Raw genomic sequence first — 15,910 nt, 5'->3', positions numbered from 1 at the left:
CCGCGGGGGGACGACAGCCCGGGCGGCCCGGCGCGCTACGCCGTCGGGTCCGCGAGCGCCGGCTGGACGGGGTCCTTCTGCTTCTTCTTGACCTTCTTCTCCCGCTCCTCGGGCGAGCGGCTCTCGGCGAGGCGGCCCAGCTCGCCGCGGATGAAGTCGCGGGTGGCGAGCTCGCCGATGGCCACCCGCAGCGCGGCGAGCTCGCGGGCCAGGTACTCGGTGTCCGCGCGGGTCTGCGCGGCGCGGGCGCGGTCCTCCTCGGCCTGCACGCGGTCGCGGTCGGCCTGCCGGTTCTGCGCCAGCAGGATCAGCGGCGCGGCGTAGGCGGCCTGGGTGGAGAAGGCCAGGTTGAGCAGGATGAAGGGATAGGGGTCCCAGCGCAGCCGGACGGCGAAGACGTTGAGGGCGATCCAGAGCACCACGATCACCGTCTGGACGGCGAGGAAGCGCCCCGTGCCGAGGAAGCGGGCGATCCCCTCGGCGAACCGGCCGACCGCGTCGGGGTCCAGCCGCAGGTAGCCGGTGATCCCGCGGGACGAGCCGCGGGGGACGTCGAGCCGGCGGCCGTCAGCCACGGCGGGCCCGTTCGCGCCAGTCCTCCGGCAGCAGGTGGTCGAGGACGTCGTCGACGCTCACCGCGCCCACCAGCCGGCCCTGCTCGTCGACCACCGGCGCGGCCACCAGGTTGTAGGTGGCGAAGTACCGGGTGACCTCGGCCAGCGGCGCCTCCGGGCGCAGCGGGTCCAGGTCGTCGAGCACCCCGCTCACCAGGCCGGACGGCGGCTCGCGCAGCAGCCGCTGGATGTGCGCCAGGCCCAGGTAGCGCCCGGTCGGGGTGGCCGACGGCGGCCGGCAGACGTACACCTGGCTGGCCAGCGCCGGCGTCAGCTCGGGCTCGCGCACCCGGGCCAGCGCCTCGGCGATGGTCGCGTCCGGCGCGAGGATCACCGGCTCGCTGGTCATGATCCCGCCGGCGGTGTCCTCGGAGTACTGCAGGAGCTGGCGCACCGGCTCGGCCTCGTCGGGCTCCATCAGCTCGAGCAGCCGGTTGCGGTCGACGTTGGACAGCTCGGCGAGCACGTCGGCGGCGTCGTCGGGGTCCATGACCTCGAGCACGTCGGCGGCCCGGGACTCGTCCAGCGTGCCGAGGATGGTGACCTGCTCGGCCTCGGGCAGCTCGCCGAGCACGTCGGCCAGCCGCTCGTCGTCGAGGGCCTCGGCGACCTCGTGCCGCCGCTTGATCGGCAGGTCCTGCAGGGCGTGGGCGAGGTCGGCGGCGTTGAGCTCGCGGTAGGTGGCGATCAGCGTCTCGGCGCCCTGCCCGCTCTCCGGCAGCGCGAGCCCGGCGACCTCGTCCCACGCCAGCTGGTGCAGCTGCCCGCGGCGGCCGAGCCGGCCGGGCTCCTGCACGGCCAGGCGGGTGACCTGCCACTCGCCGGTGCGGGTCTGCTCGATCCCGGCGTCGACGACGGTGGCCCGCCGGCCCGACTCGCGGACGGTCACGGTCCGGTCCAGCAGCTCGCCGAGGACCAGCGTCTCGCCGCGCCGCTGCTCGAAGCGCTTGAGGTTGAGCGTGCCCGAGGCGAGCACGACCGCGCCCGGGTCGATGCTGGTCACCCGGCCCATCGGCACGAAGATGCGGCGGCGGGCCACGACCTCCACGACCAGGCCCAGCACCCGCGGGGAGGCGGTGTCCACGCGCAGCGCCACGACGACGTCGCGCAGCCGCCCGACCCGGTCCCCGTTGGGGTCGAAGACGGGCAGGCCGGCGAGCCGCGAGACGTACGCCCTGGTCACCGTGCTCACACTCGGTGAGGCTACCGTCGGGGTCGTGGCGAGCCCTGTGTCCGTCGGATCGGCGTCCGTCGAGTACGAGGTCGTCGACGTGTTCGCCCCCCGGGCGTTCGCGGGCAACCCGCTCGCGGTGGTGTTCGACGCCGACGCGCTGACCACCGGGCAGTGCCAGGCGCTGGCCAACGAGTTCGCGCTGTCGGAGACCTCGTTCCTCTGCGCGCCGACCGAGCCGGGCGCCTCCTACCGGGTGCGGATCTTCACCCCCTTCGCCGAGCTGCCGTTCGCCGGGCACCCGAGCGTCGGTGCCGCGCACACGCTGGTGCGCACCGGCCGGCTGGCCGCGGGCACGCTGCACCAGGAGTGCGGCGCCGGCGTCCTGCCGGTCGAGGTGACCGGCGACGGGGCGACGCTCACCGGCGGGCGGCCGACGCTGGAGGACGGCCCCGACCCGGCGGCGCTGGCCGCGGCGCTGGGACTGTCGGCGGCCGACGTCGTCGGGCTGCCCGCGCACGTCGCCGGCTGCGGCCTGCCCTTCGCCCTCCTCGCCGTGCACCCGGACGTCGTCGACCGCGCCGCCCCCGACCCCGCCGCGCTGGCCGCCTTCGGGGTGGGGGAGGGCGTCGCGGTGCTGTCGTGGGACGGCTCCACCGCGTACGCCCGCGTGTTCGCGAACGACCTGCGCTGGGGCGAGGACCCGGCCACCGGCTCGGCGGCGCTGGGCGCCGGCGTCTGGCTGGTCGCCACCGGACTGGTCGCCCCGGACGGGACGTCGTCGTACACGGTGCGGCAGGGTGAGGCGATGGGCCGGCCGTCGGTGCTGTCGTGCACGGTCACCGCCGACGGCGGCCGGGCGACGGCGGCCACGGTGTCCGGAGCGGTGGTGCCGGTGGCCTCCGGGCGCATGCGCGTGCCGTGAGCGCCGGCTCGACGGCGGCCGTCTCCCCGTGGGCGGTCCACCGGCCCGGCTCCCGCGACGTCGCGCTCATGGCGGTCGCCGTCGTCGGGGTCTCCTTCTCCGGCCCGCTGACCGCGCTGGTCGGCGCCTCGTTCCTGGCGCTGGCGTTCTGGCGCAACGCCGCCGGTGCCGCACTGCTGGTGCCGGTGCTGCTGGGCCGCGAGCGCGCCACCCTCACCGGGCTGCGGCCGCGGGACCTGGGCAGCTCGGTCGTGGCCGGGCTGTTCCTCGCCGCGCACTTCGCCGCGTGGCTGCCCAGCCTGTCGATGACCACGGTCGCCGCGTCGACGGCGCTGGTCACCACCACGCCGATCTGGACCGCGCTGGCCGCGCGGGTGTCCGGCGTGCGGCTGCCCGCGCAGGTGTGGACCGGGCTCGCGCTGGCCGTCGTCGGCGCCGCGCTGATCGCCGGGGTCGACGTGGCGGTCAGCCTCGAGGCGCTGGCCGGGGACGGGCTGGCGCTGCTCGGGGCGGTCTGCGCCGGCGGCTACATGCTCGCCGGGGCCCGCGCCCGCGCCCGCCTGGCGACGTCGGCGTACTCGGTCGTCTGCTACTCCACCTGCGCGGCCGTGCTCGCCGTCGCCGCGCTGGTCACCACCACCCCGCTCGCCGGGTTCCCCGCCCGCGACTGGTGGCTGATCCTGGCGATCACCGTGTGCGCGCAGATCCTCGGGCACACGCTGCTCAACCTGGTGCTGTCCAGCGTGGGGCCCACCGTCGTCGGGCTGGCGGTGCTGCTGGAGGTGCCCGGCGCGCTGCTGGTCGCGCTGGTGCTGCTCGGCCAGACCCCGCCGCTGCTCGCGCTGCCGGGGATGGTCGCCGTGGTCGCGGGGGTGGCGCTGGTGGTCCGGGCCGGCCGGCCGCAGGTGCCGGTCGAGCCGGTCACCTGACCGTCGTTACCCTCCGGTAGCCGAAGATCCCGATCACCAGCGGAGGCACCGTGGCCGAGCTCCGATCCCGTCGTTCCAACCTCGCCGTGCCGGGCAGCAACCCGCGCTTCCTGGAGAAGGCCAAGGGCCTGCCGGCCGACCAGGTGTTCCTGGACCTCGAGGACGCCTGCGCGCCGCTGGCCAAGCCGGGTGCCCGCAAGAACATCGTCGCGGCGCTCAACGAGGGCGGCTGGGGCGAGAAGATCCGCACGGTCCGGGTCAACGACTGGACGACGGAGTGGACCTACCGCGACGTCATCGAGGTGGTCGAGGGCGCCGGCGCGAACCTCGACTGCATCATGCTGCCGAAGGTCGTCGACGCCTCCCAGGTCGCGGCGCTGGACTTCCTGCTGACCCAGATCGAGAAGGCCAACGGCCTGGAGGTCGGGCGGATCGGCATCGAGGCGCAGATCGAGACCGCGCAGGGCCTGATCAACGTCAACGACATCGCGTTCGCCAGCCCGCGGATCGAGACGATCATCTTCGGCCCGGCCGACTTCATGGCCAGCATCAACATGAAGTCGCTGGTGGTGGGCGCCCTGCACCCCGACTACCCGGGCGACCCGTTCCACTACATCCTCATGCAGATCCTCATGGCCGCCCGCGCCCGCGGCGTGCAGGCCATCGACGGCCCCTTCCTGCAGGTCCGCGACGTCGACGCCTTCCGCGAGGTCGCCAAGCGCTCGGCCGTGCTCGGCTTCGACGGCAAGTGGGTGCTGCACCCCGGCCAGATCGACGCCGCCAATGAGATCTACGCGCCGTCGCAGGAGGACTACGACCACGCCGAGCTCATCCTCGACGCCTACGACTGGTACACCTCCGAGGCCGGCGGCAAGAAGGGCTCGGCGATGCTCGGCGACGAGATGATCGACGAGGCCAGCCGCAAGATGGCGCTGGTCATCGCGGGCAAGGGCCGCGCCGCGGGGATGTCCCGGACGTCGTCGTTCACCCCGCCCGACGCCTGATCCACCCCGACCCACAGGCGGCCCGTCCGGGACTCCCGGGCGGGCCGTCGTCGTTCCCGGGGCGACCGGGCCGGAGTGACCGGGGACACGGCGACCGGTGCGGGGAGGTCGCCCATACTCCCCGGTAGCAGACGGACACCGGAGTCCCGGAGGAGTGAGCGTGGCCCGACTGGCGCAGACCGCCGACCTGACCGACATCCAGCAGGAGATCCTGTCGACGGTCAGGAGCTTCGTGGACAAGGAGATCATCCCGCACGCGCAGGAGCTCGAGCACGCCGACGAGTACCCGCAGGAGATCGTCGACGGGCTCAAGGAGCTCGGCATCTTCGGGCTGATGATCCCCGAGGAGTACGGCGGCCTCGGGGAGTCGCTGCTGACCTACGCGCTGGTGGTCGAGGAGATCGCCCGCGGCTGGATGAGCGTCTCCGGCGTCATCAACACCCACTTCATCGTCGCCTACATGATCCGCCAGCACGGCACGCAGGAGCAGAAGGACCACTTCCTCCCGCGCATGGCCACCGGCGAGGTCCGCGGCGCCTTCTCGATGTCCGAGCCGGGCCTGGGCTCCGACGTCGCCGGCATCCGCACCAAGGCCGTCAGGGACGGCGACGAGTACGTCATCGACGGCCAGAAGATGTGGCTGACCAACGGCGGCTCGTCGACGCTGGTGGCGGCGCTGGTGCGCACCGACCTGGGGGCGGACAAGCCGCACCAGAACCTGACGACGTTCCTGGTCGAGAAGCCGGCCGGCTTCGGCACCGTGGCCCCGGGCCTGACCATCCCCGGCAAGATCGACAAGATGGGCTACAAGGGCGTCGACACCACCGAGCTGGTGTTCGACGGCTACCGCATCGGCGCGGACATGATCCTGGGCGGGGAGCCCGGCCGGGGCTTCGCGCAGATGATGGACGGCGTCGAGGTGGGCCGGGTGAACGTCGCCGCCCGCGCCTGCGGCATCTCCATCCGCGCGTTCGAGCTGGCCGTGGAGTACGCCCAGCAGCGGGAGACCTTCGGCAAGCCGATCGTGCAGCACCAGGCGATCGCGTTCCAGCTCGCCGAGATGGCCACCAAGGTCGAGGCCGCGCACCTGATGATGGTCAACGCCGCCCGGCTCAAGGACGCCGGCAAGCGCAACGACGTCGAGGCCGGCATGGCCAAGCTGATCGCCAGCGAGTACTGCGCCGAGGTGACCACGCAGTCCTTCCGCATCCACGGCGGCTACGGCTACTCCAAGGAGTACGAGATCGAGCGGCTCATGCGCGAGGCGCCGTTCCTGCTCATCGGCGAGGGCACCAGCGAGATCCAGAAGACGATCATCAGCCGCGGCCTGCTCAAGGAGTACGGCCTCAAGCGCTGACGGACCGCACGCGAGCGGCCCGGGACCGGCACGGGTCCCGGGCCGCTCGTGCGTTCAGCGGGCCGGGCGGCGTTCGTAGTTGCGCCGCGCCCAGAGGTACCCGGCCAGCGCGATCGCCGCGCACCACGCCGTCGCCACCCAGGCACTCGAGCCGATCGCGGTGCCGGTGAGCAGGCCGCGCAGCGTCTCGGTCAGCGGGGTGAACGGCTGGTGCTCGGCGAACTCCCGCAGCCCGGCCGGCATCGACCCCACCGGCACGAAGCTGCTGGCGAGGAAGGGCAGCAGCACCAGCGGCATCGGCAGGTTGCTCGCCCCCTCGACGGTCTTCGTCGCCAGGCCCATCGCGACCGCCAGCCAGGCCAGCGCGAACGCCGTCATGGCCAGGACGCCGACCGCGGCGAGCCACTCGGGCACGCCGGCGTCGGGCCGGAAGCCGACGAGCAGGGCGACCCCGACGACGACGGCCAGGCCCACCAGCGTCTGGACGACGGCGCCGAGGACGTGCCCGGTGAGCACCGACGCGCGGGCGATCGACATGGTCCGGAAGCGGGCGACGATGCCCTCGGTCACGTCCATGGCCATCGCGATCGCGGTGCCCTGCGCGCTGCCGGTGACCGCCAGGAGCAGGACGCCGGGCACCACGTAGGTGACGTACTCGGCGCGCCCGCCGGCCGGCCCGCCCAGCCCGGCGCCGAGCGTGCCGCCGAAGACGTAGACGAACAGCAGCAGGAACACGATCGGGACCGCGGCCACGATCAGGGTCAGCGACGGGTAGCGCACCGCGTGCCGCAGGTCGCGGCGCAGCATCGTGCGGCTGTCGGTCAGGGTGGTGGCGAGGCTCACGCCGGCACCTCCTCGGGGGTCGGGCGGCCGGTGAGGGCCAGGAAGACGTCGTCGAGACCGGGCGTCTCGACGGTCAGCCCGGCGACGTCGACGCGGGCGTCGTCGAGGCGGGCGAGCACCGACCGCAGCGCCGCGACGCTGCCGTCGGAGGGCACCTCCAGCTGCAGCCCCGCCGGGTCGGCCGTCCCGGCGCCCAGGGCGCGGGCGGCCCGGTCGAGCGCGGCGGCGTCGGCGAACCGCAGCCGCACCGACCCGCCCGGGACCAGCCGCTTGAGCTCGTCGGCGGTGCCCTCGGCGACCAGCCGGCCGCGGTCGAGCAAGCCGATCCGGTCGGCCAGCTGGTCGGCCTCCTCCAGGTACTGCGTGGTGAGCAGGACGGTGACGCCCTCGGCGACCAGCCCGCGGACGACGTCCCACGTCGCGCGGCGGCTGCGCGGGTCCAGGCCGGTGGTGGGCTCGTCGAGGAAGACCACCCGCGGGTCGCCCATCAGCCCCATCGCCAGGTCCAGCCGGCGGCGCATGCCGCCGGAGTACGTGGCCGGCAGCCGGTCGGCCGCCTCGACGAGGCCGAAGCGCTCGAGCAGGCCCGCGGCGCGGCGCTGCCCCTCGCGGCGGCCGAGGTGGTGCAGGTCGGCCATGAGCCGGAGGTTCTCCCGGCCGGTCAGCAGGCCGTCGACGGCGGAGAACTGGCCGGTCACCGCGATCGCGGCACGCACCCCGGCGGGGTCGGTGGCGAGGTCGCGCCCGGCGACGGTGACCTGCCCGGCGTCGGCGGGGGTCAGCGTGGACAGGACGTCGACGGTGGTCGTCTTGCCGGCCCCGTTCGGGCCGAGCAGCGCGTAGACGGTGCCCTCGGGCACGGTGAGGTCCAGGCCGTCGAGGACGACGGTGGCGCCGAAGGCCTTGCGCAGGCCGGCGACGGAGACGGCGGCGGTCACGGTCGGCTCCCCTCAGGCCCGGCGGACGAGGACGTCGCCGTACGCGGTGCGGGCGTGGATCTCCACGGTCTCCTCCGCGTCGCCGGGCCCCTCGGCCTCGCCGAGCAGGTTGCGGACGCGGCCGGAGCCCGACTGCACGTCGAGCCAGGCCGCCGTCCCCGCGCGCACCCCGGCCTCGACCTCGCCGTAGGCGGTCTCGAGCACCAGCGAGCCGCGCACCGCCTGGCCGACACGCACCCGTCCGTACCTGGTGGTGCCGGTGACCGAGCCGAGCGCGCGGTCGACGACGACGTCCCCGCACGCGGTCTCCAGCCGCGCCGTCCCGGTGACCGCGCCGACCCGGACGTCGCCGTAGGCGGTGTGCACCTCGGCCTCGCCGTCGAGGGCGGCGGCGGTGACGTCGCCGCTGGAGGTGCGGGCGCGCACGCTGCCGGCGCGGTCGAGCTCGAGGTCGCCGTGGCGGCTCTCGACGTCGACGGTCCCCAGCCGCCCGGTGCAGGTGATCGACCCGGCGGCGGCCCGGGCGACGAGGGAGGAGCCCTCGGGCAGGGCGACGTCGACGTCGACCTCCGGGCCGGAGCCGAAGAACAGCAGCCGGGACCGGCCGGTCGAGCGGACCAGCAGCTCGCCGGCGGTGAACTCGACGACGCAGTGCTCGGCGGCCGCGACGTCGGCGGAGCCGCGCGGCCGGACGGTGACCACCGTGTCGGGCCGCTCGGCGGCCCGGACGCGGACGGTGCCCGCCGCGATCTCGACGCGGGCGCTGATCGGGTGGGGTGTGTCGAACGTGGGCATGGTCTGCGCCCTCCTCGGGGCAGGGGGAATCGCCCCCGGACCGGTCGGCCGGGGTCGCGGTGCCGTGTCCAGGTGCGGGCGGTACCGGACAGGACGGGCTAGCGCGCCCAGCCCGTGTAGGAGGAGCCGCCGGTCCACCGGGACCGGCGGCCGTCGTCGGCGGGCCGGGGACGGTCGGCGCGCGCCACCGCGTCGCTGACGACCCGGACCAGCCACGTGTTGACCGACGAGCCGAGGCGGGCGGCCGCCTCCTCGACGCGGACCTTGAGCTGCTCGGGCAGCCGCAGGGTGATGCGGATGGTGCTGCCGTCGTCGCCGTCGGGGAGCGCGGCCTCCGGCGAGGGGGCGTCGTGCGGCTCGGCGGGGGCCGGCGGCGGGGTGACGACGAGACCGAGCTCGCTGCCGCGCAGCCGCACGTCGACGGCGCCGGGCGCGAGCTGGCCGGTGAGCTCCTCGGCCGCGGCCGACAGGGCGGACAGCAGGGCCAGTCGGACCGAGGCCTCCAGCGGCGCGGTGAGGCGCTCGGCCAGCTCCCGCGCCTCCTCGCCCCCGGGAGCGGCGGCGAGCACGAGCTCCCGGCGGAGCTGCTCGACGAACGGGGTCAGGTCCATGACGTCACGATGACACCACAGTGGTGTCACGTGCAACCCCCGTGGTGTCAGCGTGGTGTCGCGCGGGTCCCGACGAGCAGGAGCAGGAGGGCTGCGATGAGCAGCGCGGGCTCCAGCAGGAAGGCGGCGGTGAGCCCGTGCGCGTCGGCCAGGGCGCCGAGCAGGAAGGGGGCGGCGGCGGTGACCAGGCCGCCCAGCAGCTGGGTGCGGGCGTTGGCCCGGTCCTCGTGCCCCCGGGCGGTGCCCAGGGTGAGCGCCAGCGCGAGGGGGTAGAGGTTGGCGATGCCGACCCCGCAGACGAACAGGCCGAGGACGGCGACGACCGGGTCGCCGGTCAGCCAGAACGGCACGAAGCCGGCCGCGGTCACCGCCAGGGAGGCGTGCAGCAGCGGGACGGTGCGGCCGGGGCGCCGGGTGAGCGCCGCGCCGCCGAGGCGGCCGACGAGCAGGCCCAGGTAGTTGCTGCCGAGCGCCGTCGCGGCGGTGGTGGTCGACAGTCCCGTGCCGACGAGCACCTCGGTGCCGAAGTAGACCAGGCAGAACTCCACGGCCGTGGCGACGGCGGTCAGGGCGGCGAACAGCCAGGCGGCCGGCGGCAGCGGCCCGGGCCGCCCGGCGACCCGGCGGTCGGCCGGTGCGGGCAGCGGGCGGTGCCGGGACCACAGCCACAGCCCGGCGAGGACGAGCGCGGGGAGGGCGAACGCCGCCCGCCAGCCGGCCGGCCCGGCGGCGAGCGCACCGAGCACGAGGGGGGCGAGGACCGCGCACGCCCCGGCGCCGACGTTGGCCTCGGTGAGCGCCCGGTCGCGCCGGGCGCCGTGCCGGTCGGAGAGGACGGCCTGCGTCGCCGTCAGCAGCACCGTGCCGGCCGTGCCCATGACCGCGGCCCCGAGCAGGGTCGGCGCCAGGCCGCGGCCGAGGGTGAACAGCGCGGCGCCGGCGGCGGTGCCCAGGGCCGAGGACCACAGCAGCGCCGACCGCGACAGCCGGCGGGCCACGACCGCGAAGCCCGCGCCGGCCAGGGCCGCACCGCCCGACCACAGCACGGAGTAGACGCCCAGCAGCGTGTACGAGAAGTGCAGCTCCTCGCGCAGCAGGGACAGCGCCGGGCCGAAGGCGTAGAGCCAGCCGGTGAAGCACCCGAGCACCGCGTACGCCAGGACGGTCGGCGCGTCGCGGACGAAGCCGTCGTCCCTCCCCGCCCCGAGGGGGGTGCCGGCCTGCTCCCCGGCGTCTGTGTATCGATACACACCTAGACTGTACGGGTGGCCAGTCCCCCGGACCACCGGTCGCGCCGGCCGACGATGCGCGAGGTGGCCCGCGCCGCCGGCGTCTCGCCGATGACGGTGTCCTACGTCTACTCGCGGCCCGGCCGGGTCTCGGCCGAGGCGGCGGCGCGGGTGCGGGCGGCGGCCCGGGACCTCGGCTACCCCGGGCCGCACCCGGCCGCCCGGTCACTGCGGCGGGGGCGGGTCGGCAGCCTCGGCGTGGTGCTGGGCGAGCGGCTGGGCTACGCCTTCGACGACCCGCAGGCCGCGCGCTTCCTCGCCGGGGTCGCGGACGTCTGCGCGGCCGAGGGGGTCGGCCTCACGCTGGTCCCGACGACCGGGGCGCCCAGCGATCCCGAGCGGGTCGCGCGGGCGGTCGTCGACGGCTTCGTCGTCTGGACGACCAGCGACGACGACCCGGTGCTCGACGCGGTGGCCGACACCGGCCTGCCCGCCGTCGTCCACGCCGGGCCGCACCACCGGGGCCTGCCGGTGGTCGGCATCGACGACCGGGCCGCCGCCGCGGCGATCGGGCGGGTGGCGTTCGCCGGAGCCCGGCGCCCGGCGGTCCTCGGCTTCCCGCTCGACCGCGACCGCGCCCGCCGGCTGCTGCCCGCCCCGGAGGTGGGGGCGGTCCGGTTCCCGGTGACGCGGAACCGGTGGGAGGGCCTGCTCGGCGCCTGGACCGGGGCCGGGCACCCCGCGGCGGAGCTGCGGCTGGCGGTGTGCCCGGTCAACGACGCCGAGGAGGGGGAGGCGTTCGCCGCCGAGCTGCTCGCCGGCCCGGACCGGCCGGACGCAATCGCCGCGATGAGCGACGAACTCGCGCTCGGGGCGCTGCGGGCGGTGGCGGCCGCGGGCCTGGCGGTGCCCGGCGACGTGGCGGTCACCGGCTGGGACGACAGCGACGCCGCGGAGCCGGCCGGGCTGACCACCGTCGCCCAGTCGCTGCGCCGGCAGGGGGCCACCTGCGCCCTCGTCGCGCTCGGGCGCGCCCCGGAGGCCCCCCCGCCGGACGGGTGGCGCGTGGTGGAGCGGGCGAGCACCCGCTGAGCGCGCCCGAGGGCCCCAGGGGAGTCCCGGGGCCCTCGGGCACGGTCAGCCCGCCGGCCGGCTCAGGTCGTGGACGGTCACGCCGTCGACGGTCCGGGCGGTGTAGTTCTCCGCCACCCAGGCCGCGATCTCCGCCGACGCCGAGCTGCCGCCGTCGCCGGCCATCCCCGTCCCGCCGCCGATGAACCAGTGGACCTCGCCGTCGGCGACGTACTGCTGGAACTGCTCGAGGGTGGGCGAGGGGTCGCTGCCGTTGAACCCGCCGATCGCCATGACGGGCAGCCCGGTGGCCAGCTGGTAGCCGGCGGCGCTGTTGGAGCCGACCGTGGCCGCCGCCCAGGTGTAGCCGGCGGCGTCCTCGGTCAGCGCGGCGACCATCTCCTCGCCGACGTCGGCCGTGCCCAGCAGGCCGCCCGTTCCACCGCCCGCACCGCGGGTGACGTTGCCGGGGGTGGTGGCGCCGCCGGGAGCGGGCAGCGTGCCGGCCGCGGGTCCGCCCGCCGGCGGCCGGCCGCCGGGGAACCCGCCCCGGCCGCCGTCCCCGCCCGGGCCGCCGAAGCCGGCGCCGGTGACCGTCGGGCCGGCGCTCGGGATCGACCCGGTGTGCGCGGTGCCCGCGGTCTGCACCGCGTACGCGGCGGGCCCCGCGACGCCGGCCAGCAGGCCGACGGCGAGGACGGCGGCGGCCACGGCGCGGCCGAGCCGGCCGACGGCGAGCAGGGCGACCGCGGCGGCCAGGCCGGCGACCAGCACGACCCACCGCAGCCAGGGGAGGAACTCCGCCGAGCGGCCCAGCAGCACCCACGCCCACAGCACGGTGCCGGCGAGCGTCCCCGCGAGCACCAGCCGCGCCCACGCCCGGCCGCGCCGCTGCCACAGCAGCGCGCCGCCGATCGCGACCAGCGCGGCGACCGCCGGGGCCAGCGCCACCGTGTAGTACGCGTGGAAGATGCCGGCCATCAGGCTGAAGGTCAGCCCGGTGACGCCCAGCCAGGTGCCCCAGGTCAGCAGCGCGGCGCGGCGCGGGTCGGTGCGCGGTGCCCGGCCGACGGCGACCAGCCCGGCGACCAGCAGCGCCAGTGCCGCGGGCAGCAGCCAGGCGATCTGACCGCCGATCCCGGAGTCGAACAGCCTGGTCAGGCCGGTCTCACCCCAGCCGCCGCCGGCGCCGCCGCCGACGCTGCCGGTCTCCTCGCCGGTGAGCCGGCCCAGGCCGTTGTAGCCCCAGATCAGCTCCCAGACGGAGTTCGTCTGGGAGCCGCCGACGTAGGGCCGCCAGGACTCCGGCACCAGCTCCACGACGGCGACCCACCAGCCGCCCGCCACGACCATCGCGGCGCCGGCGCCGAGCAGCTGCAGGACCCGGCGGCGCAGCGTCGTGGGCGCGGCCACCAGCCACACGAGCGCGAAGCCGGGGACCACCAGCACCGCCTGCAGCGTCTTGGTGAGGAACGCGAACCCGACGAGCACGCCGACACCGACCAGGCCGCGGGTGGAGGCCCGCTCCAGCGACCGGGTGAGCACGTACGCGGCCGCGGTCATCAGCAGCACGAGCAGCGCGTCGGGGTTGTCGAAGCGGAACATCAGCGCCGCGACGGGGGTGAGCGCGAGCGCCGCGCCGGCGACCAGCCCGGCACCCGGGCCGCTCACCCGGCGCACCGCCAGGTACAGCAGCCCGACGGTGGCCACGCCCATGAGCGCCTGCGGCACCAGCAGCGACCACGGGTCCAGCCCGAACAGCCGCACCGACAGCGCCATCACCCACAGCGAGGCCGGCGGCTTGTCCACGGTGATCGAGTTGGCGGCGTCGGAGGAGCCGTAGAAGAACGCCTCCCAGCTCTGCGAGCCCGCCTGCGCGGCCGCGGCGTAGAAGGCGTTGGCCCAGCCCGACGCCGAGAGGTCCCACAGGTACAGCACGCCGGTGACGGCGAGCAGCCCGAGCAGCGCGGGGCGGACCCAGCGCGGGTCGGCGGGGCGGCCCCGCAGCAGGCGCGCGGCCCGCCCGGACCGGGCCGGGGCGGGGAGTGCGGCCCCGGGCGCGGCGGGCGCCGCCGGGGGCGTCGCGGTGGCGGTCATCGGGCGGTCTCCGTCTCGGGGGCGGTCACGGCCTCGGGAGCCGGCCGGGCAGGGGTGGGGGAGGTGCGGAAGACCCAGCCGCGCAGCAGCACGAAGCGCAGCAGCGTGGCGACGGCGTTGGCGCCGACCAGCACGGTGAGCTCGAGGCCGCGGGCCGGGGTGGGGTCGGCGAGGTGCAGCAGGCCCAGCGACCCGCTGGTCAGCGCCAGGGCGAGGCCGAACACGACCAGGCCCTGCAGCTGGTGGCGGCCGGCGCCCGGACCGCCGCGGATGCCGAAGGTGACCCGCCGGTTGGCCGCGGTGTTGGCCACCGCGGTCACCAGCAGGGCGAGCAGGTTCGCCGGCTGGGCGGCCACGACGCCGCGCAGCAGGACGAACAGCAGCAGGTACGCCAGCGTCGACAGCACGCCGACGACGGCGAAGCGCACGAGCTGGCCGGCCAGCGACGACGAGACACCGGGCAGCGGGTCGGGCAGCGGCTGCCGGCCGATGGTGGCGCGCAGCTGCGCCAGCGGCAGCCGCCCGGTGGCCAGCGCGCGCAGCATCCGCACGATGCCGGCGACGTCGGCGCGCGCCGTCCTCACGACGTCGACGCGGCTGTCGGGGTCGTCGACCCAGTCGACGGGCACCTCGTGGATGCGCAGCCCGGCGCGCTCGGCGAGCACCAGCAGCTCGGTGTCGAAGAACCAACCGGTGTCCTCGACCAGCGGGAGCAGCTGCGCGGCGACGTCGGCCCGGACGGCCTTGAAGCCGCACTGGGCGTCGGACAGCGAGGTGGCCAGCGTGCGGCGCAGCAGCAGGTTGTAGCCGCGGGAGACGACCTCGCGCTTGAGGCCGCGCACCACCCGCGAGGAGCGGGAGAGCCGGGTGCCGACGGCGAGGTCGGAGTGGCCGCTGATCAGCGGGGCGACCAGGGGCAGCAGGGCGTTGAGGTCGGTGGAGAGGTCGACGTCCGTGTAGACGAGGACCGGCGCGTCCGACCCCAGCCAGGCGGTGCGCAGCGCCCCGCCGCGGCCGGGCTCGGGGATCTGCAGCACCGTCACCCCGGGCAGCTCGGCGGCGACCCGGTGCGCGACCTCCAGGGTGCGGTCGGTGCTGGCGTTCTCCGCGACCGTGATGCGGAACGGGTAGGGCAGGGACTCGGTCAGGTGGGCGTGCAGACGGCGCAGGCACGGCTCGAGGTCGGTCTCCTCGTCGTGCACCGGGACGACCACGTCGAGGACGGGGTGCCCGCGGCCGGCGGCACCGGCGCGGTCGTGCGCGCCGAGCAGGAGCGGTGGCATGGGGAGGACGGTCCGGCCCGCTCCTGGGGTGCTCCGGTGCGGGCGCTGGAGACCGACTGTGAGTGGCAGGTCACTACATTCGGTCGCGTGCGAGCCGTGGGAGTGACCGAGTTCGGCGGGCCCGAGGCCCTCACCGTCGTCGACGTGCCCGACGAGCCGCTCGGGCCGGGGCAGGTGCGGCTGCGGGTGCGGGCCGCGGCGGTGAGCCCGACCGACACCCACCTGCGCGAGGGCGCCTACGCCGGCCGCGACCCGGTGAAGACCCCGCCGTGGGTGCCCGGCATGGACGCCGCCGGCGAGGTCGTCGAGGTGGGCGAGGGCGTCGACCGGGTGGCCGCCGGCGACGCGGTCATGGCGGTCGTCGTCCCCACCGGCGCGCACGGCGGCTACCGCGAGGACCTCGTGCTGCCCGCCGGATCGGTGGCCCCGGTGCCCGCGGGCGCCGACGCCGTCGCCGCCTGCACCCTGCCGATGAACGCGCTCACCGCCCGGCTGGCGCTGGACCAGATGGCCCTGCCGCCCGGCTCCGTGGTCGCGGTGACCGGCGCGGCCGGTGCCTTCGGCGGCTACGTCGTCCAGCTCGCGAAGGCCGACGGGCACACCGTCGTCGCCGACGCCTCCGAGGCCGACGAGCAGCTGGTGCGCGACCTCGGCGCCGACGTCGTCGTGCGGCGGGGCGACGACGTCGCCGAGCGGATCCGCGCGGAGTTCCCCGACGGCACCGACGGGCTGGCCGACGGCGCGGTGCAGGACGCGCTGGTGCTGCCCGCGGTCCGCGACGGCGGGAAGGTGGCCACCGTGCGCGGCTACCGCGGCGACGGGACCGGCCGGGTCGAGGTGCTGCCCACGATGGTGCGCCGCTACGCCGAGAACGGCGCCGCGCTCGACCGGCTGCGCGAGCAGGTGGAGTCGGGTGCGGCGACGCTGCGGGTGGCCCGCACCTTCGCGCCGGAGGAGGCGCCCGAGGCGCACCGGGTGCTGGCCGCCGGCGGCGTCCGCGGCCGGCTGGTGATCACCTTCTGAGGTCGCGCGCCCGGGCCCGT

General features: G+C 76.2%; 15 protein-coding genes. 6 read left to right on the top strand and 9 right to left on the bottom strand.

Annotated elements, in window-relative coordinates:
* Window positions 1-35 precede the first annotated feature (35 nt).
* The gene (locus ACI8AB_RS16565; RefSeq protein ID WP_456951001.1) at window positions 36-575 is read right to left on the bottom strand and encodes a DUF1003 domain-containing protein; all 540 of its coding nucleotides are present in this window, start codon (window positions 573-575) and stop codon (window positions 36-38) included.
* Entirely contained in the window at window positions 568-1,806 is a 1,239-nt protein-coding gene (locus ACI8AB_RS16560) for a magnesium transporter MgtE N-terminal domain-containing protein (RefSeq protein WP_456951000.1), read from the bottom strand. The genes ACI8AB_RS16565 and ACI8AB_RS16560 overlap by 8 nt, the downstream gene beginning before the upstream one ends.
* Window positions 1,807-1,831: 25 nt before the next feature.
* Between ACI8AB_RS16560 and ACI8AB_RS16555 the strand changes: the two genes are divergently transcribed.
* From ACI8AB_RS16555 to ACI8AB_RS16540, 4 genes are all read left to right on the top strand, one after another.
* The gene (locus ACI8AB_RS16555; RefSeq protein ID WP_456950999.1) at window positions 1,832-2,710 is read left to right on the top strand and encodes a PhzF family phenazine biosynthesis protein; all 879 of its coding nucleotides are present in this window, start codon (window positions 1,832-1,834) and stop codon (window positions 2,708-2,710) included.
* A complete protein-coding gene (locus ACI8AB_RS16550; RefSeq protein ID WP_456950998.1) occupies window positions 2,707-3,639 on the top strand; it encodes a DMT family transporter in 933 nt (310 codons plus the stop codon). Before ACI8AB_RS16555 ends, ACI8AB_RS16550 begins: the two co-directional genes overlap by 4 nt.
* Window positions 3,640-3,689: 50 nt before the next feature.
* Window positions 3,690-4,643 carry an HpcH/HpaI aldolase/citrate lyase family protein gene (locus ACI8AB_RS16545; RefSeq protein ID WP_387986164.1) on the top strand — a complete coding sequence of 318 codons (954 nt, stop codon included), beginning with the start codon at window positions 3,690-3,692 and terminating at the stop codon, window positions 4,641-4,643.
* A 160-nt stretch (window positions 4,644-4,803) separates the two neighbouring features.
* The gene (locus ACI8AB_RS16540; protein WP_387986161.1) at window positions 4,804-6,000 is read left to right on the top strand and encodes an acyl-CoA dehydrogenase family protein; all 1,197 of its coding nucleotides are present in this window, start codon (window positions 4,804-4,806) and stop codon (window positions 5,998-6,000) included.
* A 54-nt stretch (window positions 6,001-6,054) separates the two neighbouring features.
* Here the strand turns inward: ACI8AB_RS16540 and ACI8AB_RS16535 are convergent, their stop codons facing one another.
* The 5 genes from ACI8AB_RS16535 to ACI8AB_RS16515 form a co-directional block, all read right to left on the bottom strand.
* Window positions 6,055-6,843, bottom strand: a complete 789-nt coding sequence (locus tag ACI8AB_RS16535; protein ID WP_456950997.1) for an ABC transporter permease — start codon at window positions 6,841-6,843, stop codon at window positions 6,055-6,057.
* Window positions 6,840-7,781, bottom strand: a complete 942-nt coding sequence (locus ACI8AB_RS16530; protein WP_456950996.1) for an ATP-binding cassette domain-containing protein — start codon at window positions 7,779-7,781, stop codon at window positions 6,840-6,842. Before ACI8AB_RS16530 ends, ACI8AB_RS16535 begins: the two co-directional genes overlap by 4 nt.
* 12 nt (window positions 7,782-7,793) lie before the next feature.
* The gene (locus tag ACI8AB_RS16525) at window positions 7,794-8,576 is read right to left on the bottom strand and encodes a DUF4097 family beta strand repeat-containing protein (protein WP_456950995.1); all 783 of its coding nucleotides are present in this window, start codon (window positions 8,574-8,576) and stop codon (window positions 7,794-7,796) included.
* Window positions 8,577-8,674: 98 nt separating this feature from the next.
* Window positions 8,675-9,187: a hypothetical protein gene (locus tag ACI8AB_RS16520; protein WP_456950994.1), complete on the bottom strand. Its 513-nt coding sequence runs from the start codon at window positions 9,185-9,187 to the stop codon at window positions 8,675-8,677.
* 47 nt (window positions 9,188-9,234) lie between these two features.
* Window positions 9,235-10,437 (bottom strand): MFS transporter, encoded by a 1,203-nt coding sequence (locus tag ACI8AB_RS16515; RefSeq protein WP_456950993.1) that lies wholly within the window; start codon window positions 10,435-10,437, stop codon window positions 9,235-9,237.
* A gap of 15 nt (window positions 10,438-10,452) precedes the next feature.
* On the opposite strand from ACI8AB_RS16515, the gene ACI8AB_RS16510 reads away from it, so the two are divergent.
* Window positions 10,453-11,508 carry a LacI family DNA-binding transcriptional regulator gene (locus ACI8AB_RS16510; RefSeq protein WP_456950992.1) on the top strand — a complete coding sequence of 352 codons (1,056 nt, stop codon included), beginning with the start codon at window positions 10,453-10,455 and terminating at the stop codon, window positions 11,506-11,508.
* Window positions 11,509-11,553: 45 nt separating this feature from the next.
* Here ACI8AB_RS16510 and ACI8AB_RS16505 read toward each other — a convergent pair whose 3' ends face one another.
* Both ACI8AB_RS16505 and ACI8AB_RS16500 read right to left on the bottom strand, forming a co-directional pair.
* Window positions 11,554-13,584 carry an ArnT family glycosyltransferase gene (locus ACI8AB_RS16505; RefSeq protein ID WP_456950991.1) on the bottom strand — a complete coding sequence of 677 codons (2,031 nt, stop codon included), beginning with the start codon at window positions 13,582-13,584 and terminating at the stop codon, window positions 11,554-11,556.
* Window positions 13,581-14,867 (bottom strand): glycosyltransferase, encoded by a 1,287-nt coding sequence (locus tag ACI8AB_RS16500; RefSeq protein WP_456950990.1) that lies wholly within the window; start codon window positions 14,865-14,867, stop codon window positions 13,581-13,583. The genes ACI8AB_RS16505 and ACI8AB_RS16500 overlap by 4 nt, the downstream gene beginning before the upstream one ends.
* A gap of 87 nt (window positions 14,868-14,954) precedes the next feature.
* Here ACI8AB_RS16500 and ACI8AB_RS16495 point away from each other — a divergent pair, with 87 nt between their 5' ends.
* Window positions 14,955-15,890: an NADP-dependent oxidoreductase gene (locus ACI8AB_RS16495; protein WP_456950989.1), complete on the top strand. Its 936-nt coding sequence runs from the start codon at window positions 14,955-14,957 to the stop codon at window positions 15,888-15,890.
* Window positions 15,891-15,910 lie beyond the last annotated feature (20 nt).

It is taken from the genome of Geodermatophilus sp. SYSU D00698 (assembly GCF_054050335.1).
This window is presented reverse-complemented; position numbering and strand designations above follow the sequence as displayed.